This is a genomic window from Xenorhabdus beddingii, from assembly GCF_002127545.1.
GTDB classification, from domain to species: Bacteria; Pseudomonadota; Gammaproteobacteria; order Enterobacterales; family Enterobacteriaceae; genus Xenorhabdus; species Xenorhabdus beddingii.
Window position 1 is genome coordinate 1 of the sequence record NZ_MUBK01000024.1, and the last position, 14,084, is coordinate 14,084.

Annotated in this window: 14 protein-coding genes; 4 read left to right on the top strand and 10 right to left on the bottom strand. The window is 45.3% G+C overall.

What is annotated here, in order from left to right:
* Positions 1–391: 391 nt before the first annotated feature.
* The 4 genes from hemG to pepQ are packed head-to-tail and all read right to left on the bottom strand — an operon-like array spanning position 392 to position 4,427.
* A complete protein-coding gene (hemG, locus tag Xbed_RS13755) occupies positions 392–940 on the bottom strand; it encodes a menaquinone-dependent protoporphyrinogen IX dehydrogenase (RefSeq protein WP_086113481.1) in 549 nt (182 codons plus the stop codon).
* 52 nt (positions 941–992) lie between these two features.
* Entirely contained in the window at positions 993–2,444 is a 1,452-nt protein-coding gene (gene trkH / locus Xbed_RS13760) for a Trk system potassium transporter TrkH (protein WP_086113482.1), read from the bottom strand.
* Between the two features lie 37 nt (positions 2,445–2,481).
* Positions 2,482–3,093, bottom strand: a complete 612-nt coding sequence (locus Xbed_RS13765) for an IMPACT family protein (protein ID WP_086113483.1) — start codon at positions 3,091–3,093, stop codon at positions 2,482–2,484.
* On the bottom strand, positions 3,093–4,427 hold the full coding sequence (gene pepQ / locus Xbed_RS13770) for a Xaa-Pro dipeptidase (protein ID WP_086113484.1): 1,335 nt from the start codon (positions 4,425–4,427) through the stop codon (positions 3,093–3,095). The genes Xbed_RS13765 and pepQ overlap by 1 nt, the downstream gene beginning before the upstream one ends.
* Before the next feature lie 273 nt (positions 4,428–4,700).
* On the opposite strand from pepQ, the gene fadB reads away from it, so the two are divergent.
* Positions 4,701–6,887 (top strand): fatty acid oxidation complex subunit alpha FadB, encoded by a 2,187-nt coding sequence (gene fadB / locus Xbed_RS13775; RefSeq protein ID WP_086113485.1) that lies wholly within the window; start codon positions 4,701–4,703, stop codon positions 6,885–6,887.
* A gap of 11 nt (positions 6,888–6,898) precedes the next feature.
* On the top strand, positions 6,899–8,062 hold the full coding sequence (gene fadA / locus Xbed_RS13780) for an acetyl-CoA C-acyltransferase FadA (protein WP_086113538.1): 1,164 nt from the start codon (positions 6,899–6,901) through the stop codon (positions 8,060–8,062).
* 192 nt (positions 8,063–8,254) lie between these two features.
* On the opposite strand, the gene fre is transcribed toward fadA, so the two are convergent.
* Both fre and ubiD read right to left on the bottom strand, forming a co-directional pair.
* The gene (gene fre / locus Xbed_RS13785; protein WP_086113486.1) at positions 8,255–8,956 is read right to left on the bottom strand and encodes an NAD(P)H-flavin reductase; all 702 of its coding nucleotides are present in this window, start codon (positions 8,954–8,956) and stop codon (positions 8,255–8,257) included.
* A gap of 10 nt (positions 8,957–8,966) precedes the next feature.
* Positions 8,967–10,439 (bottom strand): 4-hydroxy-3-polyprenylbenzoate decarboxylase, encoded by a 1,473-nt coding sequence (gene ubiD, locus Xbed_RS13790; RefSeq protein WP_086113539.1) that lies wholly within the window; start codon positions 10,437–10,439, stop codon positions 8,967–8,969.
* A gap of 139 nt (positions 10,440–10,578) precedes the next feature.
* Here ubiD and Xbed_RS13795 point away from each other — a divergent pair, with 139 nt between their 5' ends.
* Both Xbed_RS13795 and rfaH read left to right on the top strand, forming a co-directional pair.
* Entirely contained in the window at positions 10,579–10,797 is a 219-nt protein-coding gene (locus tag Xbed_RS13795) for a hypothetical protein (protein ID WP_086113487.1), read from the top strand.
* A 145-nt stretch (positions 10,798–10,942) separates the two neighbouring features.
* The gene (rfaH, locus tag Xbed_RS13800; RefSeq protein ID WP_086113488.1) at positions 10,943–11,431 is read left to right on the top strand and encodes a transcription/translation regulatory transformer protein RfaH; all 489 of its coding nucleotides are present in this window, start codon (positions 10,943–10,945) and stop codon (positions 11,429–11,431) included.
* A 75-nt stretch (positions 11,432–11,506) separates the two neighbouring features.
* On the opposite strand, the gene hemB is transcribed toward rfaH, so the two are convergent.
* Genes hemB through tatA form a run of 4 tightly spaced genes read right to left on the bottom strand, consistent with a single transcriptional unit; the run spans position 11,507 to position 14,045 of the window.
* On the bottom strand, positions 11,507–12,523 hold the full coding sequence (hemB, locus tag Xbed_RS13805) for a porphobilinogen synthase (RefSeq protein ID WP_086113489.1): 1,017 nt from the start codon (positions 12,521–12,523) through the stop codon (positions 11,507–11,509).
* 49 nt (positions 12,524–12,572) lie between these two features.
* Positions 12,573–13,310 (bottom strand): Sec-independent protein translocase subunit TatC, encoded by a 738-nt coding sequence (gene tatC / locus Xbed_RS13810; protein ID WP_086113490.1) that lies wholly within the window; start codon positions 13,308–13,310, stop codon positions 12,573–12,575.
* 3 nt (positions 13,311–13,313) lie between these two features.
* Positions 13,314–13,781, bottom strand: a complete 468-nt coding sequence (tatB, locus tag Xbed_RS13815; RefSeq protein WP_086113491.1) for a Sec-independent protein translocase protein TatB — start codon at positions 13,779–13,781, stop codon at positions 13,314–13,316.
* 3 nt (positions 13,782–13,784) lie between these two features.
* Entirely contained in the window at positions 13,785–14,045 is a 261-nt protein-coding gene (gene tatA / locus Xbed_RS13820; RefSeq protein ID WP_086113492.1) for a Sec-independent protein translocase subunit TatA, read from the bottom strand.
* Positions 14,046–14,084: the final 39 nt, after the last annotated feature.

Here is a 14,084-nt window from a genome sequence, read left to right on the forward strand (position 1 = left end):
AAGGTTTGATGCTCAAAGAATTGTTTACTGTTAGTTCGTAATGAATTAACTGTTTTAGTCACTCTTCAAGACTTGTTTAATCTTTTTCGCCTTTCGGCGTCAGATAGGGTCTTGCGAGTGCCCACACAGATTGTCTGATTAATTTGTTAAAGAGCGTTGGCAACCGGACATTCGTTCCGGGTTGCGAGGCTGCGTATCTTACGCTTTTCGCCTCGGGAGTCAAGCGTTTATTTTCGCTTTCCTTCCCCTGTCCTCGGCGGCATGTTGCAGCTCAGCGTCGGTCAGTGGTGGCGCATTATAGGGAGTTTTCCGCGCCTGACAATAGTTTTTTTCGATTTTCTTTCCGTTCGTGTTTTTTTTCCTCAAAGTGCGGCAACAATCACCAAAAAGACTATTTTTGAAGCTCTTTATTGCGTGGCATTTGCAAAAATGTCTCGGAAAAACGATCTACCTGTTCCCAATCCGTATATTCAATTTCTTTTTTAGTATCTGTTTCTCCCCCCGTCATTCGCATAATGAATTGAATCATGATGCGATCCAACCAACGATAACGCGGATAAAGCAACGCTCCCGCAAAAACCTCACATAAATCAGGTTGCCATGGGCTTTTAGTTAAGAACTTGCGTACATAAGCATTGGTTTCTGGTGTTCTTTTCTCTGGTTTTCTCGCCGTTAAATTGACACCAAAGAAAGCGGTTGGCATTAGGTTCAATTGTTTTTGGTGGCGAATGACAAACTTATGTAAGACAGAATTGAAGTGGCCATAGCGTATTGATGCACCAACCATCACTTTGTGATAGGGCGTCAAATTCACCTGCTTCATTGTAGTCAGATCTCTTAAATCGCACTGAATACCAGCACGACGAAGGTTTTCTGCGATGCGAGTAAGGATCTTTTTGGTCTGCCCATCCTGAGTGGAATAAAGCAATAAGTAATTCATAGATACACCCTTATCAAACAGCAATTCAAATAACTATTCACGTCACGCCAAGCTATTCACGCCAAAAAGTCGGAGTAAACAAAACTAATAAGGTAAACACTTCCAAACGCCCAAATAACATAGTCACGACCAATATCCATTTAGCGGTTGGATTCATGGTCGTAAAGTTATCAGCCACCGCTCCCAACCCAGGCCCTAGGTTATTCAGGGTTGCAGCAATGGCAGAAAAGGCGGAAAACTCATCAATACCGGTTGCAATCAATAACAACATGCTAATGATGAAAACTAAAGCATAGGCAGAAAAGAATCCCCATACCGCTTCGATGATTCGTTCTGGTAATGCCCTATGCCCTAATTTAATGGTGTATACCGCATTCGGATGAACCAAACGTTTTAATTCGCGGGAACCCTGCAAAAACAGCAACAAAATACGAATGACTTTCAGTCCTCCCCCTGTCGAACCCGCACAACCACCAACAAATGCGGAACATAACAACAAGAAAGGCAGAAACAGGGGCCAGTTGGCAAAACTATCGGTTGTAAATCCCGCCGTTGTCGCCATAGAGACAACCTGAAAGAAGGCATGGTTAAGTGCGTTCAGTTCTGATTCATAAATGGAATGCTGCCACAGTATCAGTACACACACCACCAACAAGGCTAGTTGAATGGTAATGAACATACGGAACTCCGGGTCGCGCCAATACACTTTCAAACTGCGTCCAGAAAGAACAGCAAAATGCAGGCCAAAATTACAGCCTGATATCAGCAAGAAAATGGCAATAATAGTATTAATGGTTGGGCTATTGAAAAAACCGACGCTAGCATCATGCGTGGAAAATCCCCCAATAGCGATGGTTGAAAAGCTATGCGAGATTGCATCAAATACTGACATTCCCGCAGCCCAAAGCGCTATCGCACAAGCAATGGTCAATAAAACATAAATCAGCCAGAGCGTTTTTGCGGTTTCTGCAATACGGGGGCGCATTTTATTGTCTTTCAATGGTCCCGGCATTTCAGCACGATAAAGCTGCATTCCCCCCACACCCAGCAAGGGCAAGATAGCCACCGCCAGAACGATGATCCCCATACCTCCCAGCCATTGCAACATTTGTCGGTAGAAAAGAATGGCTTTGGGGAGAGTGTCGAGACCGACAAGGGTAGTTGCTCCTGTTGTCGTCAAACCGGAGAATGACTCAAAAAAGGCATCAGTCACTGAAAGACTGGGTTTTTCAGAGAAAATAAAGGGTAATGCTCCAACGCTGCCCAGCACTGTCCAAAACAGGACAACAATCAAAAACCCCTCTTTAGGTTTAAGATCATGTTTTTGTTCCCGATTGGGCACCCATAACATTAAGCCAATAACGAGGGCAAAAATGAATGTTTGGCTGAATGCCCTGCCTGCGCCATCGCGATAAATCAATGCCACCAACCCCGGAATAATCATTGTGACAGAGAAAAGAATGACAAGTAGCCCGACAATACGGGTTATGGCACGAAAATGCATTCGGCTGGTTCCTTAGAAATCCGGTATGACAGAATAATTATGATTTGGGTGTTAAAAACAGAGCACCACGGCTCATGTCCCGTAATTTATCACCTATCTCCCCGACGAGGGTAGCGGGTAGTGATACTTGCAACGTGACGTTTTCAGCATAGTCACTGGCAATCACTTGCCCGGAGAATTGCTGTAGTAGTTGTTCAATCATTGAGATATGCGAATACTCACATTGCAATTGGTATAACTTCTGCGGCACTTTGTACTCGGTTGCCAATAATTTCAGCGCTTGCTGCACACCATTGCCATAGGCTTTCACCAACCCGCCCGTGCCAAGTTTGATGCCGCCAAAATAGCGAACAGATACAGCGGTGATTTCCCCCAACCCACTGCCTATCAATTGAGCGATCATGGGCTTACCCGCAGTTCCTGTCGGCTCCCCGTCATCCGAAAAGCCCAACTGTTGGGAATCATCCGGTGCCCCTGCCACAAAAGCCCAACAATGATGCCGGGCATCAGGATATTGTTGCTTGATGCTTTGGATAAATGATTTTGCTTCATCCACCCCACTGGTGTGCTCCAGCAGGGTAATGAAACGACTCTTTTTTATTTCTTCAGTAAAACTGACTGAAGCCGCAGGGATCAAATAAGGCTTCATTACGATAATTGTAAGTCTCTGGTCATATTTTCAATTTTTCCATCGTGAATAACGATGTTGTCTTCAATGCGAATACCGCCATAAGGTTTCAACATATCGATTTTTTTCCAATCAAAATGCTGACGGTATTCACTTTCACGCCACTGCGCCAATAAGGTCTCAATGAAATAAAGCCCCGGTTCAATGGTTAAAACCATTTTCGGTTCCAAAATACGGGTACAACGCAAATAAGGGTACATTTCTGGAGCCGCCAAGTGGGTTCCATGATCATCTTGCATGAATCCGGCAGCATCATGCACCTGCAAACCCAGTGGGTGACCCAGCCCATGCGGGAAAAAGGGGGTTGTGAACCCTTTCTCAACCATGCTCTCTTCACTGATCCCATGAATAATGTCATGTTTTCTCAGCAACCTGGCGATACAGTGATGCATATTGATATGGTAGTCAGTATATCGAATCCCCGTTTTCATCGTGCCAATAATTGCCTTCTGCTCTTCATTCAGATCTTTAATCAATGAGGCAAAGTCGTTATTGGATTTTGCTGCATAGGTTCTAGTAATATCCGCAGCATAGCCATTATATTCTGCACCCGCATCAATCAAGAAACTGCGAATTTCAGAAGGGGCGGTCTGCCGTAATTTGGTGTAGTGTAAAACGGCCGTATTTTCATTCAGGGCGACAATATTATCATAAGGAACATCGGTATCACGGTGCCCCGTTGCCATCAAATAGAACATATTGATTTCGAATTCGCTCACACCAGACAAAAATGCGTCATATGCAGCCTGATGACCATTAACCGCCGTTTTCTGCGCTTCACGCATACAAGCCAGTTCGTAATCTGTTTTATATGAGCGATGGTAACTCAAATAATTCAAGACGGCTTTTGGGTTAATATTGTGCTCAAGGATGCCCAAAGACAGCGCACGTTCAGATTGCTCACCAATATAGGCCGTATTCTGTTTTGCTAATCCACTCAGTTGCGCATGGATATCATCGGCGTTTGCCAAATGAATCATGTCTACTTCTTCAGTCCAGTGGCTATTGGGTAACCGTTCTACGCTATGCCAGTAATCTACCGGCGAATAAAACCAGAGCTTCGGTTTATTGACCCCATCAATCCATAACCAGCAATGCGGGACTTTGGTCACAGGAACCCAAGATTTAAAATGTACATTTGCCTTGAAAGGGTAATGGCCATCATCAAGAAAAACGCGTAATGGTTCACCAGAGTGAATAAGCAGGGCATCAAGCTGAGTGCGTGCCAGTATTTCACGCGCGCGTTTTTGTAACGTTTTTATATGTTCGTGGTATAGAGGTGCCAACTTTTCCATCTTTATTAGCCTTTTAATTTTCTGGCGGGAGCTTAAATATTACCACAATTCATTATTTGGGGGGCGACACCATGAAAAACGACTTATCTGGAAAAGCATGACAATATTCATATTTTTCATAACACTAACAAAAAACATCCCTCTCTGTCATAAATCTTACCTGTGATCCGCCCTACAAAAAATTAATCATTGGTTTGCATTCAATTAACACACTAATCACAATCAATGACATCTGGTCATACCAGATGGTATGTACTCATTGAGGAGAATGACATGCTCTACCTAAGTGAAACTATTCAAGTAAAATGGCTGAAAGATGGCATTGCAGAACTGATCTTCAATGCGCCAGCAGCCATTAATAAATTAGATACAAAAACCGTGACTTCATTGGAGAAAGCCGTTGCCGCCCTTGAGCAACAAACTGAATTAAAAGGGCTGTTGTTACGGTCTGAAAAGCAAGCCTTTATTGTTGGTGCCGACATTACCGAGTTTTTATCCTTATTTAATGCGCCAGCAGAAAAACTTCACGAACTGCTGGATCTCGCCAACAATATTCTTAACCGGATTGAAGACCTCCCTGTTCCTACTGTCTCCGCCATTAATGGTTATGCGCTTGGTGGAGGGTGTGAAGTGGTGCTTTCGACGGATTTCCGGGTTGCGGCGCCCGATCTTCGCATCGGATTGCCAGAAACCAAATTGGGCATTATGCCGGGCTTTGGTGGCTCTGTCCGCCTGCCACGCTTAATCGGTACGGACAATGCCCTCGAAATTATTTCCGCAGGGAAAGATATTAATGCCGAAGAAGCACTGAAAAATGGTCTGGTTGATGCCGTCGTTCCTGTCGAAAAGCTCATTGATTCTGCCGTTTCAATTCTGCAACAAGCGATTAAGGGCGATTTGGATTGGAAAGCCGCCCGCCAGCCTAAACTGATGCCACTGAATCTCAATGAGATCGAACGAACCATGAGCTTCACCGTAGCAAAAGGCATGGTCATGAAAGTTGCAGGCCCTCATTACCCTGCACCAATCACTGCAGTAAAAACGATTGAAAAAGCAGCGACACTGGGTCGCGATGGTGCGCTGGCGCTGGAGTCTGCCAGCTTTGTTAAACTGGCACACACCGCAGTTGCCCGTGCTCTGGTCGGTATTTTCCTGAATGACCAATATGTTAAGGGGCTGGCGAAAAAACACCTGCAAGCGGTGACGACACCTGAACATGCGGCGGTACTGGGCGCAGGAATTATGGGAGGAGGGATTGCCTATCAATCAGCGCGTAAAGGCATTCCTATTCTGATGAAAGATATCAATCAGAAAGCGCTGGATCTAGGTATCAATGAAGCCGCTAAGTTATTGAATAAGCAATTTGAACGCGGGCGCCTGGACGCCATGAAGATGGCAAAAATCCTGTCATCTATCCAACCGACCCTCAATTACGCAGGTATTGAGCAATCTCAGGTTGTTGTCGAAGCCGTCGTTGAGAATCCCAAAATTAAAGCGGCGGTTCTGGCAGAAACAGAATCACATATCAGCGATGACTGTATTCTGGCTTCCAACACCTCCACGATCCCAATCACTGAGTTAGCCAGATCGCTGAAACGCCCGGAAAACTTCTGCGGTATGCATTTCTTCAATCCAGTACATCGTATGCCACTGGTTGAGATCATTCGTGGTGAAAAAACATCGGATAAAGCGATTTCGACTGTTGTGGCTTATGCCAGCAAGATGGGTAAAACTCCGATTGTCGTCAATGATTGTCCCGGCTTCTTCGTAAACCGCGTCTTGTTCCCTTATCTGGCCGGTTTCGGCATGTTGCTGCGAGATGGTGGTGATTTCCGCCAAATCGACAAAATCATGGAGAAAGAATTCGGCTGGCCAATGGGACCTGCTTATCTCATTGATGTTGTTGGCATTGATACCGCTCACCATGCACAAACTGTCATGGCGCAAGGTTTCCCAGACCGCATGAGCCGTGATTACCGGGATGCAATCGATGTATTATTCGAAAATCAGCGTTACGGCCAGAAAAATGGCGTTGGTTTCTATCAATACACTCAGGATAAAAAAGGCAAACCGAAAAAAGCCCAAGATGAAGCAGTTGATCACTTATTGGCAGACATCAGCAAACCTCAACAGATTTTCTCCGGCGAAGAGATCATTGCCCGTACCATGATCCCAATGATTAACGAAGTCGTTCGCTGTTTGGAGGAAGGTGTCATTGCCAGCCCGGCAGAAGCTGATATGGCTCTGGTTTATGGTTTAGGTTTCCCTCCATTCCACGGTGGTGTTTTCCGTTATCTGGATACGATGGGAACCACAGCCTATGTGAAGATGGCCGAAAGTTATGCTCACTTGGGTGCGCTCTATCACGTACCCGCTGGCCTGAAGGCAAAATCCGAAAGTAATGAAAGTTACTACCCTGCCCCAGCAGAACTTGCTGTTAATCCAGGTGAAAAAGCGTGAGGTCTGAAAATATGGAAAACGTAGTTATTATTGATGGTATCCGTACCCCAATGGGGCGCTCAAAAGGTGGTGTATTCCGTCAGACCCGTGCAGAAGATCTCTCCGCACATCTGATGAAATCGTTACTCAAGCGCAACCCTGCCATCCAGCCAGAACATATTGATGATATCTCCTGGGGATGCGTGCAACAAACTTTGGAGCAAGGGTTTAACATTGCGCGCAATGCTGCATTGCTGGCTGGCCTTCCTCATTCAGTTCCCGCTGTCACCGTTAACCGCTTGTGTGGTTCTTCGATGCAGTCACTGCATGATGCCACCCGCATGATCATGACGAGGGATGCCAATATCGCGATGGTTGGCGGTGTTGAGCACATGGGGCATGTTCCCATGACCCACGGTGTCGATTTTCATCCTAAATTGAGCCGCAACGTTGCAAAAGCAGCCGGCGTTATGGGTTTGACCGCCGAAATGCTGGCTAAAATGCACAATATCAGCCGCGAAATGCAAGATGAATTTGCTCTGCGTTCTCATCAGCGTGCGGCGCAAGCGACAGTATCCAAGGCTTTCGCCAGCGAAATAGCGCCTATATATGGGCATGATGCGGACGGAAATATGAAGTTCGTCGATTTTGACGAAGTCATTCGCCCTGACACCAATCTAAAAGATCTCGCAACCCTGCGTCCGGTTTTTGACCCCGTCACCGGAAGTGTGACTGCGGGCAATTCCTCCGCCCTTTCTGATGGTGCATCTGCGATGCTCATCATGAGTGAAAGCAAAGCCAAAGAATTAGGATTAAAGCCTCGTGCCCGTATTCGTTCAATGGCCGTTGTCGGGTGCGATCCTTCCATCATGGGTTATGGCCCTGTACCCGCAACACAAATGGCCCTGAAAAAAGCGGGTTTAAGCCTTGCTGATATCGGCGTGATGGAGTTAAACGAAGCCTTTGCTGCTCAATCTCTGGCCTGTATGAAGGGTTTGAATCTGCTGGATAGCATGGATGACAGAATCAACCTGAACGGTGGAGCCATTGCTCTCGGACATCCGTTAGGCTGTTCTGGCACTCGCATTACCACCACTTTGCTTAACCTCATGGAGCGCAAGGATGTACAGTTTGGGCTGGCAACCATGTGTATCGGTTTAGGTCAGGGTATCGCCACGATTATTGAAAGAGTGTAGTTGTTAAGTGTAGTTGTTAAATTTAGTGATCAAATTTAGCTATCAAGAGTATCTGATGATTGAAATTGATGAGTATTTTTCCCTTGTCTGTCTTGCTATTGCATCACTCTAATAAGTTGTTGCCGTAGTTCCCGCCTGTCAGGGGCGGGTTTTTTTTATTTTTATCGTTTTATTTTTGACCGGGAAGAGGGGTCAGATAAACTCAAACGCATCGCCATACATACGATCAATCGATGCGTCACGTTCACTACAAAACCGCTCACGGGCAATTTTGGCCATTTCAAAGCGACCCGCGATGTAAATATCATGGTTTGCCAGACTGCCAAAATCTTCCAAAACTGCACTCAGAACCGTGCCACTTCTCCCCCGCCAGTATTCCTCAACCTGCTCGACCACAGGAACGACCGTCAAATTGGGATAACGCTCACTTAATGCCTGCAACTCCCCCAAATCATAAAGGTGTTCCAGCTCACGACCGCCCCAATAGATTGCAATTTCACGGTTAGGATTTTTTTCCAATGCCGCCAGCAAGATAGAACGGGTATAAGAGAACCCGGTTCCACCCGCGACCAACAGCATGGGATTTTCACTCTCTTCACGAAACCATGCCTGACCATGTGGAATATCAATATCAATGACTTTCTGATCCAGAATTCTGTCCATCACCGCCATTGCATACAGGTTCAACTCAGAAGCCCCGATATGCAGCTCAATCAACTGTTTTTCTGATGGTGGTGAAGCCATAGAAAAAGGACGTTTGTCTCTTTCATCCATCACCACCATCAAATATTGCCCCGCACGGAAAGAAAAAGGAGAATCAGGTAGTAAACGAACCCGATAAACTGTATCTGTAATGGAGTCAACCGATGTTACTTTACAGCTTAGTGTTGTCATGCGTTCCCTCTCATCGCTTCAAAATATCTAATTGATCCCAAATTTCATCGACACGGCCCCGAATTTCATCACTCATCACTATCGGACGCCCCCATTCCCTTTGTGTCTCTCCTGGCCATTTATTCGTTGCATCCAATCCCATTTTTGAGCCTAACCCAGAAATAGGAGAGGCAAAATCGAGATAGTCAATGGGTGTATTTTCCATTAAGACAGTATCTCTTTGCGGGTCCATTCGCGTTGTTATCGCCCAGATGACATCATTCCAATCTCGTGCATTAATGTCATCATCACAAACAATCACAAATTTCGTGTACATAAACTGTCGCAAATATGACCAGACCCCCATCATGACTCGCTTGGCATGACCTGCATATTGTTTTTTTATCGTAACGACGGCGAGCCGATAAGAACACCCTTCTGGCGGCAGATAAAAATCGACAATTTCAGGAAATTGTTTTTGTAATATTGGCACCAGAACTTCATTCAACGCAACACCCAGCACGGCAGGCTCATCCGGCGGACGTCCAGTATAAGTGGAATGATAAATGGCGTCACGGCGCTGGGTGATGTGGGTTACCGTAAATACCGGAAACATGTCCACTTCATTGTAATAGCCGGTATGATCACCATATGGTCCTTCCGGCGCCATTTCACCAGGCTCAATGTAGCCTTCAAGAATAATCTCAGCGCTGGCGGGGACTTCCAAATCATTGGAGACACATTTAACGACTTCCGTTTTATGCCCACGCAACAAACCAGCAAAAGCATATTCAGACAACGTATCAGGGATCGGGGTAACCGCGCCTAATATCGTGGCCGGGTCAGCCCCCAGCGCAACCGATACGGGAAAGCGCTCTCCCGGATGAGCCTGACACCACTCCTGAAAATCAAGCGCGCCACCTCGATGAGATAACCAACGCATAATCAGTTTATTCTTACCCAACACCTGTTGACGGTAGATGCCCAAATTCTGGCGTTCTTTATTTGGCCCTTTGGTTACCGTCAGCCCCCATGTGATCAATGGGGCGGCATCTTCCGGCCAACAGTGCATAACCGGAATGCGGGTAAGATCCACCTTATCTTCAGCCCAAATCTGCTCCTGACAAGGCGCCGAGCTAAGACGTTTAGTTGGCATGTTCAGAACCTGTTTGAATTTAGGCAATTTATCTACCAGATCACGAAACCCTTTTGGTGGCTCAGGTTCTTTAAGGAAGGCGAGTAACTTACCCACATCATGCAACGCCTTAACATCATTTTGCCCCATTCCCATAGCAACCCGCTTCGGTGTTCCAAACAAATTGCACAACACCGGCATTGAATATCCTTTAGGGTTTTCAAATAATAAGGCAGGGCCGCCAGCACGAAGAGTACGATCTGCGATTTCAGTCATTTCCAAATAAGGATCAACTTCCATACTAATTCGTTTTAATTCACCTGATTGTTCCAACAAGGAAAGAAAATCTCTTAGATCGCGGTATTTCATATTGTTCATTCGTGCCGGGTTATAAGGAGGGAAAGACATTATAAGCCCTCCCATGAGGGTTACAAGGTAAACTCATGGCTTACCAAAAATCAATGAATTTAGAGCAATCTTGTGGGCTGGATTCCTTAGATACAGCGAAATGGCACCCAATCAGCCCATGCCTGTGTATCAAATTTTCCGGGAAGGTTTTACCTTGCTGTTCTGCAAACATGATCTCCAGCCGATCTTCTGTCTCACTCAGTCATTACTCAGAGAAAACATGCCTATTTCCCGTTTCCCCGATGAAACGCGGGATAAAATTATCCACATCAACCACGATTACCAGATTTTCTACTACCTATTTCCATTATTACTATAAAATGTCATATCTAAATATTGACTGGAAATAAACACAATTGGCTATAATAGGTAGACTCTATTTCAAATAACTTTTGGCTTTATTGATGATCCCCTAGCTCTGGTTTTGTTATGCTAAACATTCTAAGCAATGGAGTCGGAATATTATGGGAAATTGGTATCTTCTTTACTGTAAACGTGGACAAATCTCTCGGGCGATAGAAAACTTAGAGAGACAAGATGTTATTTGCCTAACACCTACAGCCAAAATTGAAAAAATCATCCGGGGTAAGCGCACCACTGTTACTGAGCCACTGTTTCCCAATTATCTTTTCGTACATTTTGATCCTGAGATCATTCATACCACGACCATTAGCTCAACCCGTGGCGTAAGCCATTTTATCCGGTTCAGCACTTATCCTGCCGTTGTTCCACAGACATTAATTGATGAATTGATCTCTGTGACTGAACAAGAATATATTGCACCTGAGACCCCCATTTCTGGTGATATCGTATTGATCACGGAGGGTATTTTTGAGGGTATTCAAGCAATTTATAACGAACCCGATGGAGAAACCCGTTCTATTCTGCTGTTAAATATTCTCAATAAAGAAGTCTCTAAGATATTAGATAACAAACAGTTTATAAAAGTATAATCAGAAAACGGGCAATATTGCCCGTTTTCATTATGTCTTCTCTATTTCACCAGAAGTTATCGTCACACAAAAACCTCATTGTTTTTGCTCATGCAACCACTGAGCGACACGTTTAGCGAAATAAGTCAGGACACCATCAGCGCCTGCACGCTTGAAGCACAGCAGTGACTCCATAATCGCAGGCTGCTCTTTCAGCCAACCGTTTTGAATGGCGGCCATGTGCATCGCATACTCACCAGAAACCTGATAAGCAAATGTGGGAACACCAAAAGTCTCTTTCACCCGACGGATCACATCCAGATAGGGCATCCCCGGTTTCACCATGACGCTATCCGCACCTTCCTGCAAATCCTGTGCAACCTCCTGCAATGCTTCATCACTGTTTGCAGGGTCCATTTGATAGGTCATTTTATTACCGCCTTTCAGGTTACTACTGGTGCCGATGGCATCCCTGAATGGCCCATAATAACAAGAGGCGTATTTAGCCGCATAAGACATAATTTGGGTGTTGATATGACCGCCCCTTTCAAGCTGCTCACGAATAGCGCCAATGCGACCATCCATCATATCGCTTGGCGCAACAATTTCGGCGCCGGCTTCAGCATGGGACAATGCCTGTTTAACCAGAATATCTTTAGTAATATCATTGATAACATAACCACCCTGATCAATGACACCATCCTGCCCATGTGTCGTGAACGGGTCGAGCGCCACATCCGTCAACAGCCCCAATTCAGGAACCGCATCTTTCAGGGCACGGACAGAACGTTGAATCAAGCCGTCTGGATTATAAGCCTCTTTCGCGTCCAATGATTTCTTATCTGCTTCAATGACCGGAAACAGTGACAAGACAGGAATACCCAGTCGGGCAATCTCTTCTGCTTCTTTCAGCAAAAGATCGATTGTCAGACGATACACTCCTGGCATGGAAGACACTTCCTGACGCTGATTAGTGCCTTCCATAACAAACACGGGGTAGATCAAGTCATTGACAGTGACTTGATTTTCAGCAAATAAGCGGCGGGAAAAATCATGGTGGCGCACACGACGCATACGACGGCCGGGGAATGTTCCCGGAAATACATAGCTCATACCTCTCTCCTTATGTAAAACCCAGCCTTTAGCGCTGGGTTAATAACCATCATTTTTTATGTTTACCTGATTTACCCATATAAAACTGGGAAAGCAGGATCCCCAATTCAAAGAGTAAATACATGGGAACAGCCAACAACGTTTGCGAGAAAACATCGGGCGGCGTTAACAACATGCCAACCACAAAAGCGCCCACCAAAATGTAAGGACGCTTCCTTTTCAGCGATTCCGGCGTTACTACTCCGCTCCAACACAGCAAAATAATGGCGATAGGGACTTCAAATGAGACACCAAAGGCCATAAATAACGCCATCACAAAGCTCAGGTAATTACTGATATCTGTCGAGATCACTACGTCTGCCGGAACGGTCTTGATAAAGAAACCAAATGCGATGGGAAAGACGACAAAGTAGGCAAATGCCATTCCCAGATAGAACAATACACTACTGGAAAACAGCAGGGGCATTATCAAGCGGCGTTCATGCTTATACAATGCAGGTGCAATAAATGCCCAAATTTGATAGAGGATCATCGGTGCCGAAACGAAGACAGACACCATAACGGTCAATTTTATCGGGGTAAAAAAAGGCGATGCAACGTCCGTTGCAATCATATTTGCCCCTTTGGGTAATTGTTCCATTAAAGGTGCCGCAATAAGCCGATAAATGTCATTGGAAAAATAAACCAATGCCAAAAAAACGACCAATACGGTCATTAAGCAATTTAAAATTCGCTTACGCAGCTCAATCAGATGGCTAATAAGCGGTTGGGTATCATCCACAGACATGTTTTAGTGTTCGCCATTTGCTTGTTCAGGGGATTTATTTTTCCGTTGCTCTGGTTTTATGCCCGATTGATCTGTGGTTGCCTGTTCTGGGATTGAATGAGTTGTAGCCGGCTGGGATACCGATGAGTGGAAATGCGTTTCATCTTCCTCCCGTTCCCTGGTTTCATCGGGCTTAAGCTGATAGCCGTTTTTCAACGATTCCGCCGCTTCCCTGAGTTCTTCCATAGATGCCTTCAATTCAGGCGACAACGATTGTATATCTGCGGTTTCTTCCATTTTTTTCAGGCTATCCTGAAGCTCTTGCAACTTTAATTCCTGCGCAAGTTCATTCTGAACATTTGCCGCCAACGAGCGTAATACCCGAATCCATCCGGCTACTGTTTTGACTGCAACAGGCAAACGTTCTGGTCCCAAAACGACCAAACCAATAACCATCACCAGCAACAATTCACTAAAACCAATGTCAAACACGGTTTATACCTGCTCTTTATTTTTGCTCTCTGATTTTTCAGATTGTGCAACAGTAGGTTTTTCAGCCAGATTTTTAGTGTCGAAATCGGCATCCTGACTTATTTTTTCAGGTTGTTCCGGCTTTTCTTCATCACTCATTGCTTTTTTGAAACCTTTAATCGACGCGCCCAGATCTGACCCCAAGGTACGCAGTTTATTAGTACCAAACAACAATACGACAATGACCGCAATAATGAGTAACTGCCAAATACTTATACCACCCATACTGTGCTACCTCTATTGATTGATTGGCTGTTTATTCAT

Coding starts and splice junctions, on each gene's coding strand:
- fadB (WP_086113485.1), top strand. CDS start 4,701: ATGCTCTACCTAAGTGAAACTATTCAAGTAAAATGGCTGAAAGATGGC.
- fadA (WP_086113538.1), top strand. CDS start 6,899: ATGGAAAACGTAGTTATTATTGATGGTATCCGTACCCCAATGGGGCGC.
- Xbed_RS13795 (WP_086113487.1), top strand. CDS start 10,579: ATGGCACCCAATCAGCCCATGCCTGTGTATCAAATTTTCCGGGAAGGT.
- Xbed_RS13765 (WP_086113483.1), bottom strand. CDS start 3,093: ATGAAGCCTTATTTGATCCCTGCGGCTTCAGTCAGTTTTACTGAAGAA.
- ubiD (WP_086113539.1), bottom strand. CDS start 10,439: ATGAAATACCGCGATCTAAGAGATTTTCTTTCCTTGTTGGAACAATCA.
- fre (WP_086113486.1), bottom strand. CDS start 8,956: ATGACAACACTAAGCTGTAAAGTAACATCGGTTGACTCCATTACAGAT.
- trkH (WP_086113482.1), bottom strand. CDS start 2,444: ATGCATTTTCGTGCCATAACCCGTATTGTCGGGCTACTTGTCATTCTT.
- hemB (WP_086113489.1), bottom strand. CDS start 12,523: ATGAGCTATGTATTTCCGGGAACATTCCCCGGCCGTCGTATGCGTCGT.
- pepQ (WP_086113484.1), bottom strand. CDS start 4,427: ATGGAAAAGTTGGCACCTCTATACCACGAACATATAAAAACGTTACAA.
- tatA (WP_086113492.1), bottom strand. CDS start 14,045: ATGGGTGGTATAAGTATTTGGCAGTTACTCATTATTGCGGTCATTGTC.
- tatC (WP_086113490.1), bottom strand. CDS start 13,310: ATGTCTGTGGATGATACCCAACCGCTTATTAGCCATCTGATTGAGCTG.
- hemG (WP_086113481.1), bottom strand. CDS start 940: ATGAATTACTTATTGCTTTATTCCACTCAGGATGGGCAGACCAAAAAG.
- rfaH (WP_086113488.1), top strand. CDS start 10,943: ATGGGAAATTGGTATCTTCTTTACTGTAAACGTGGACAAATCTCTCGG.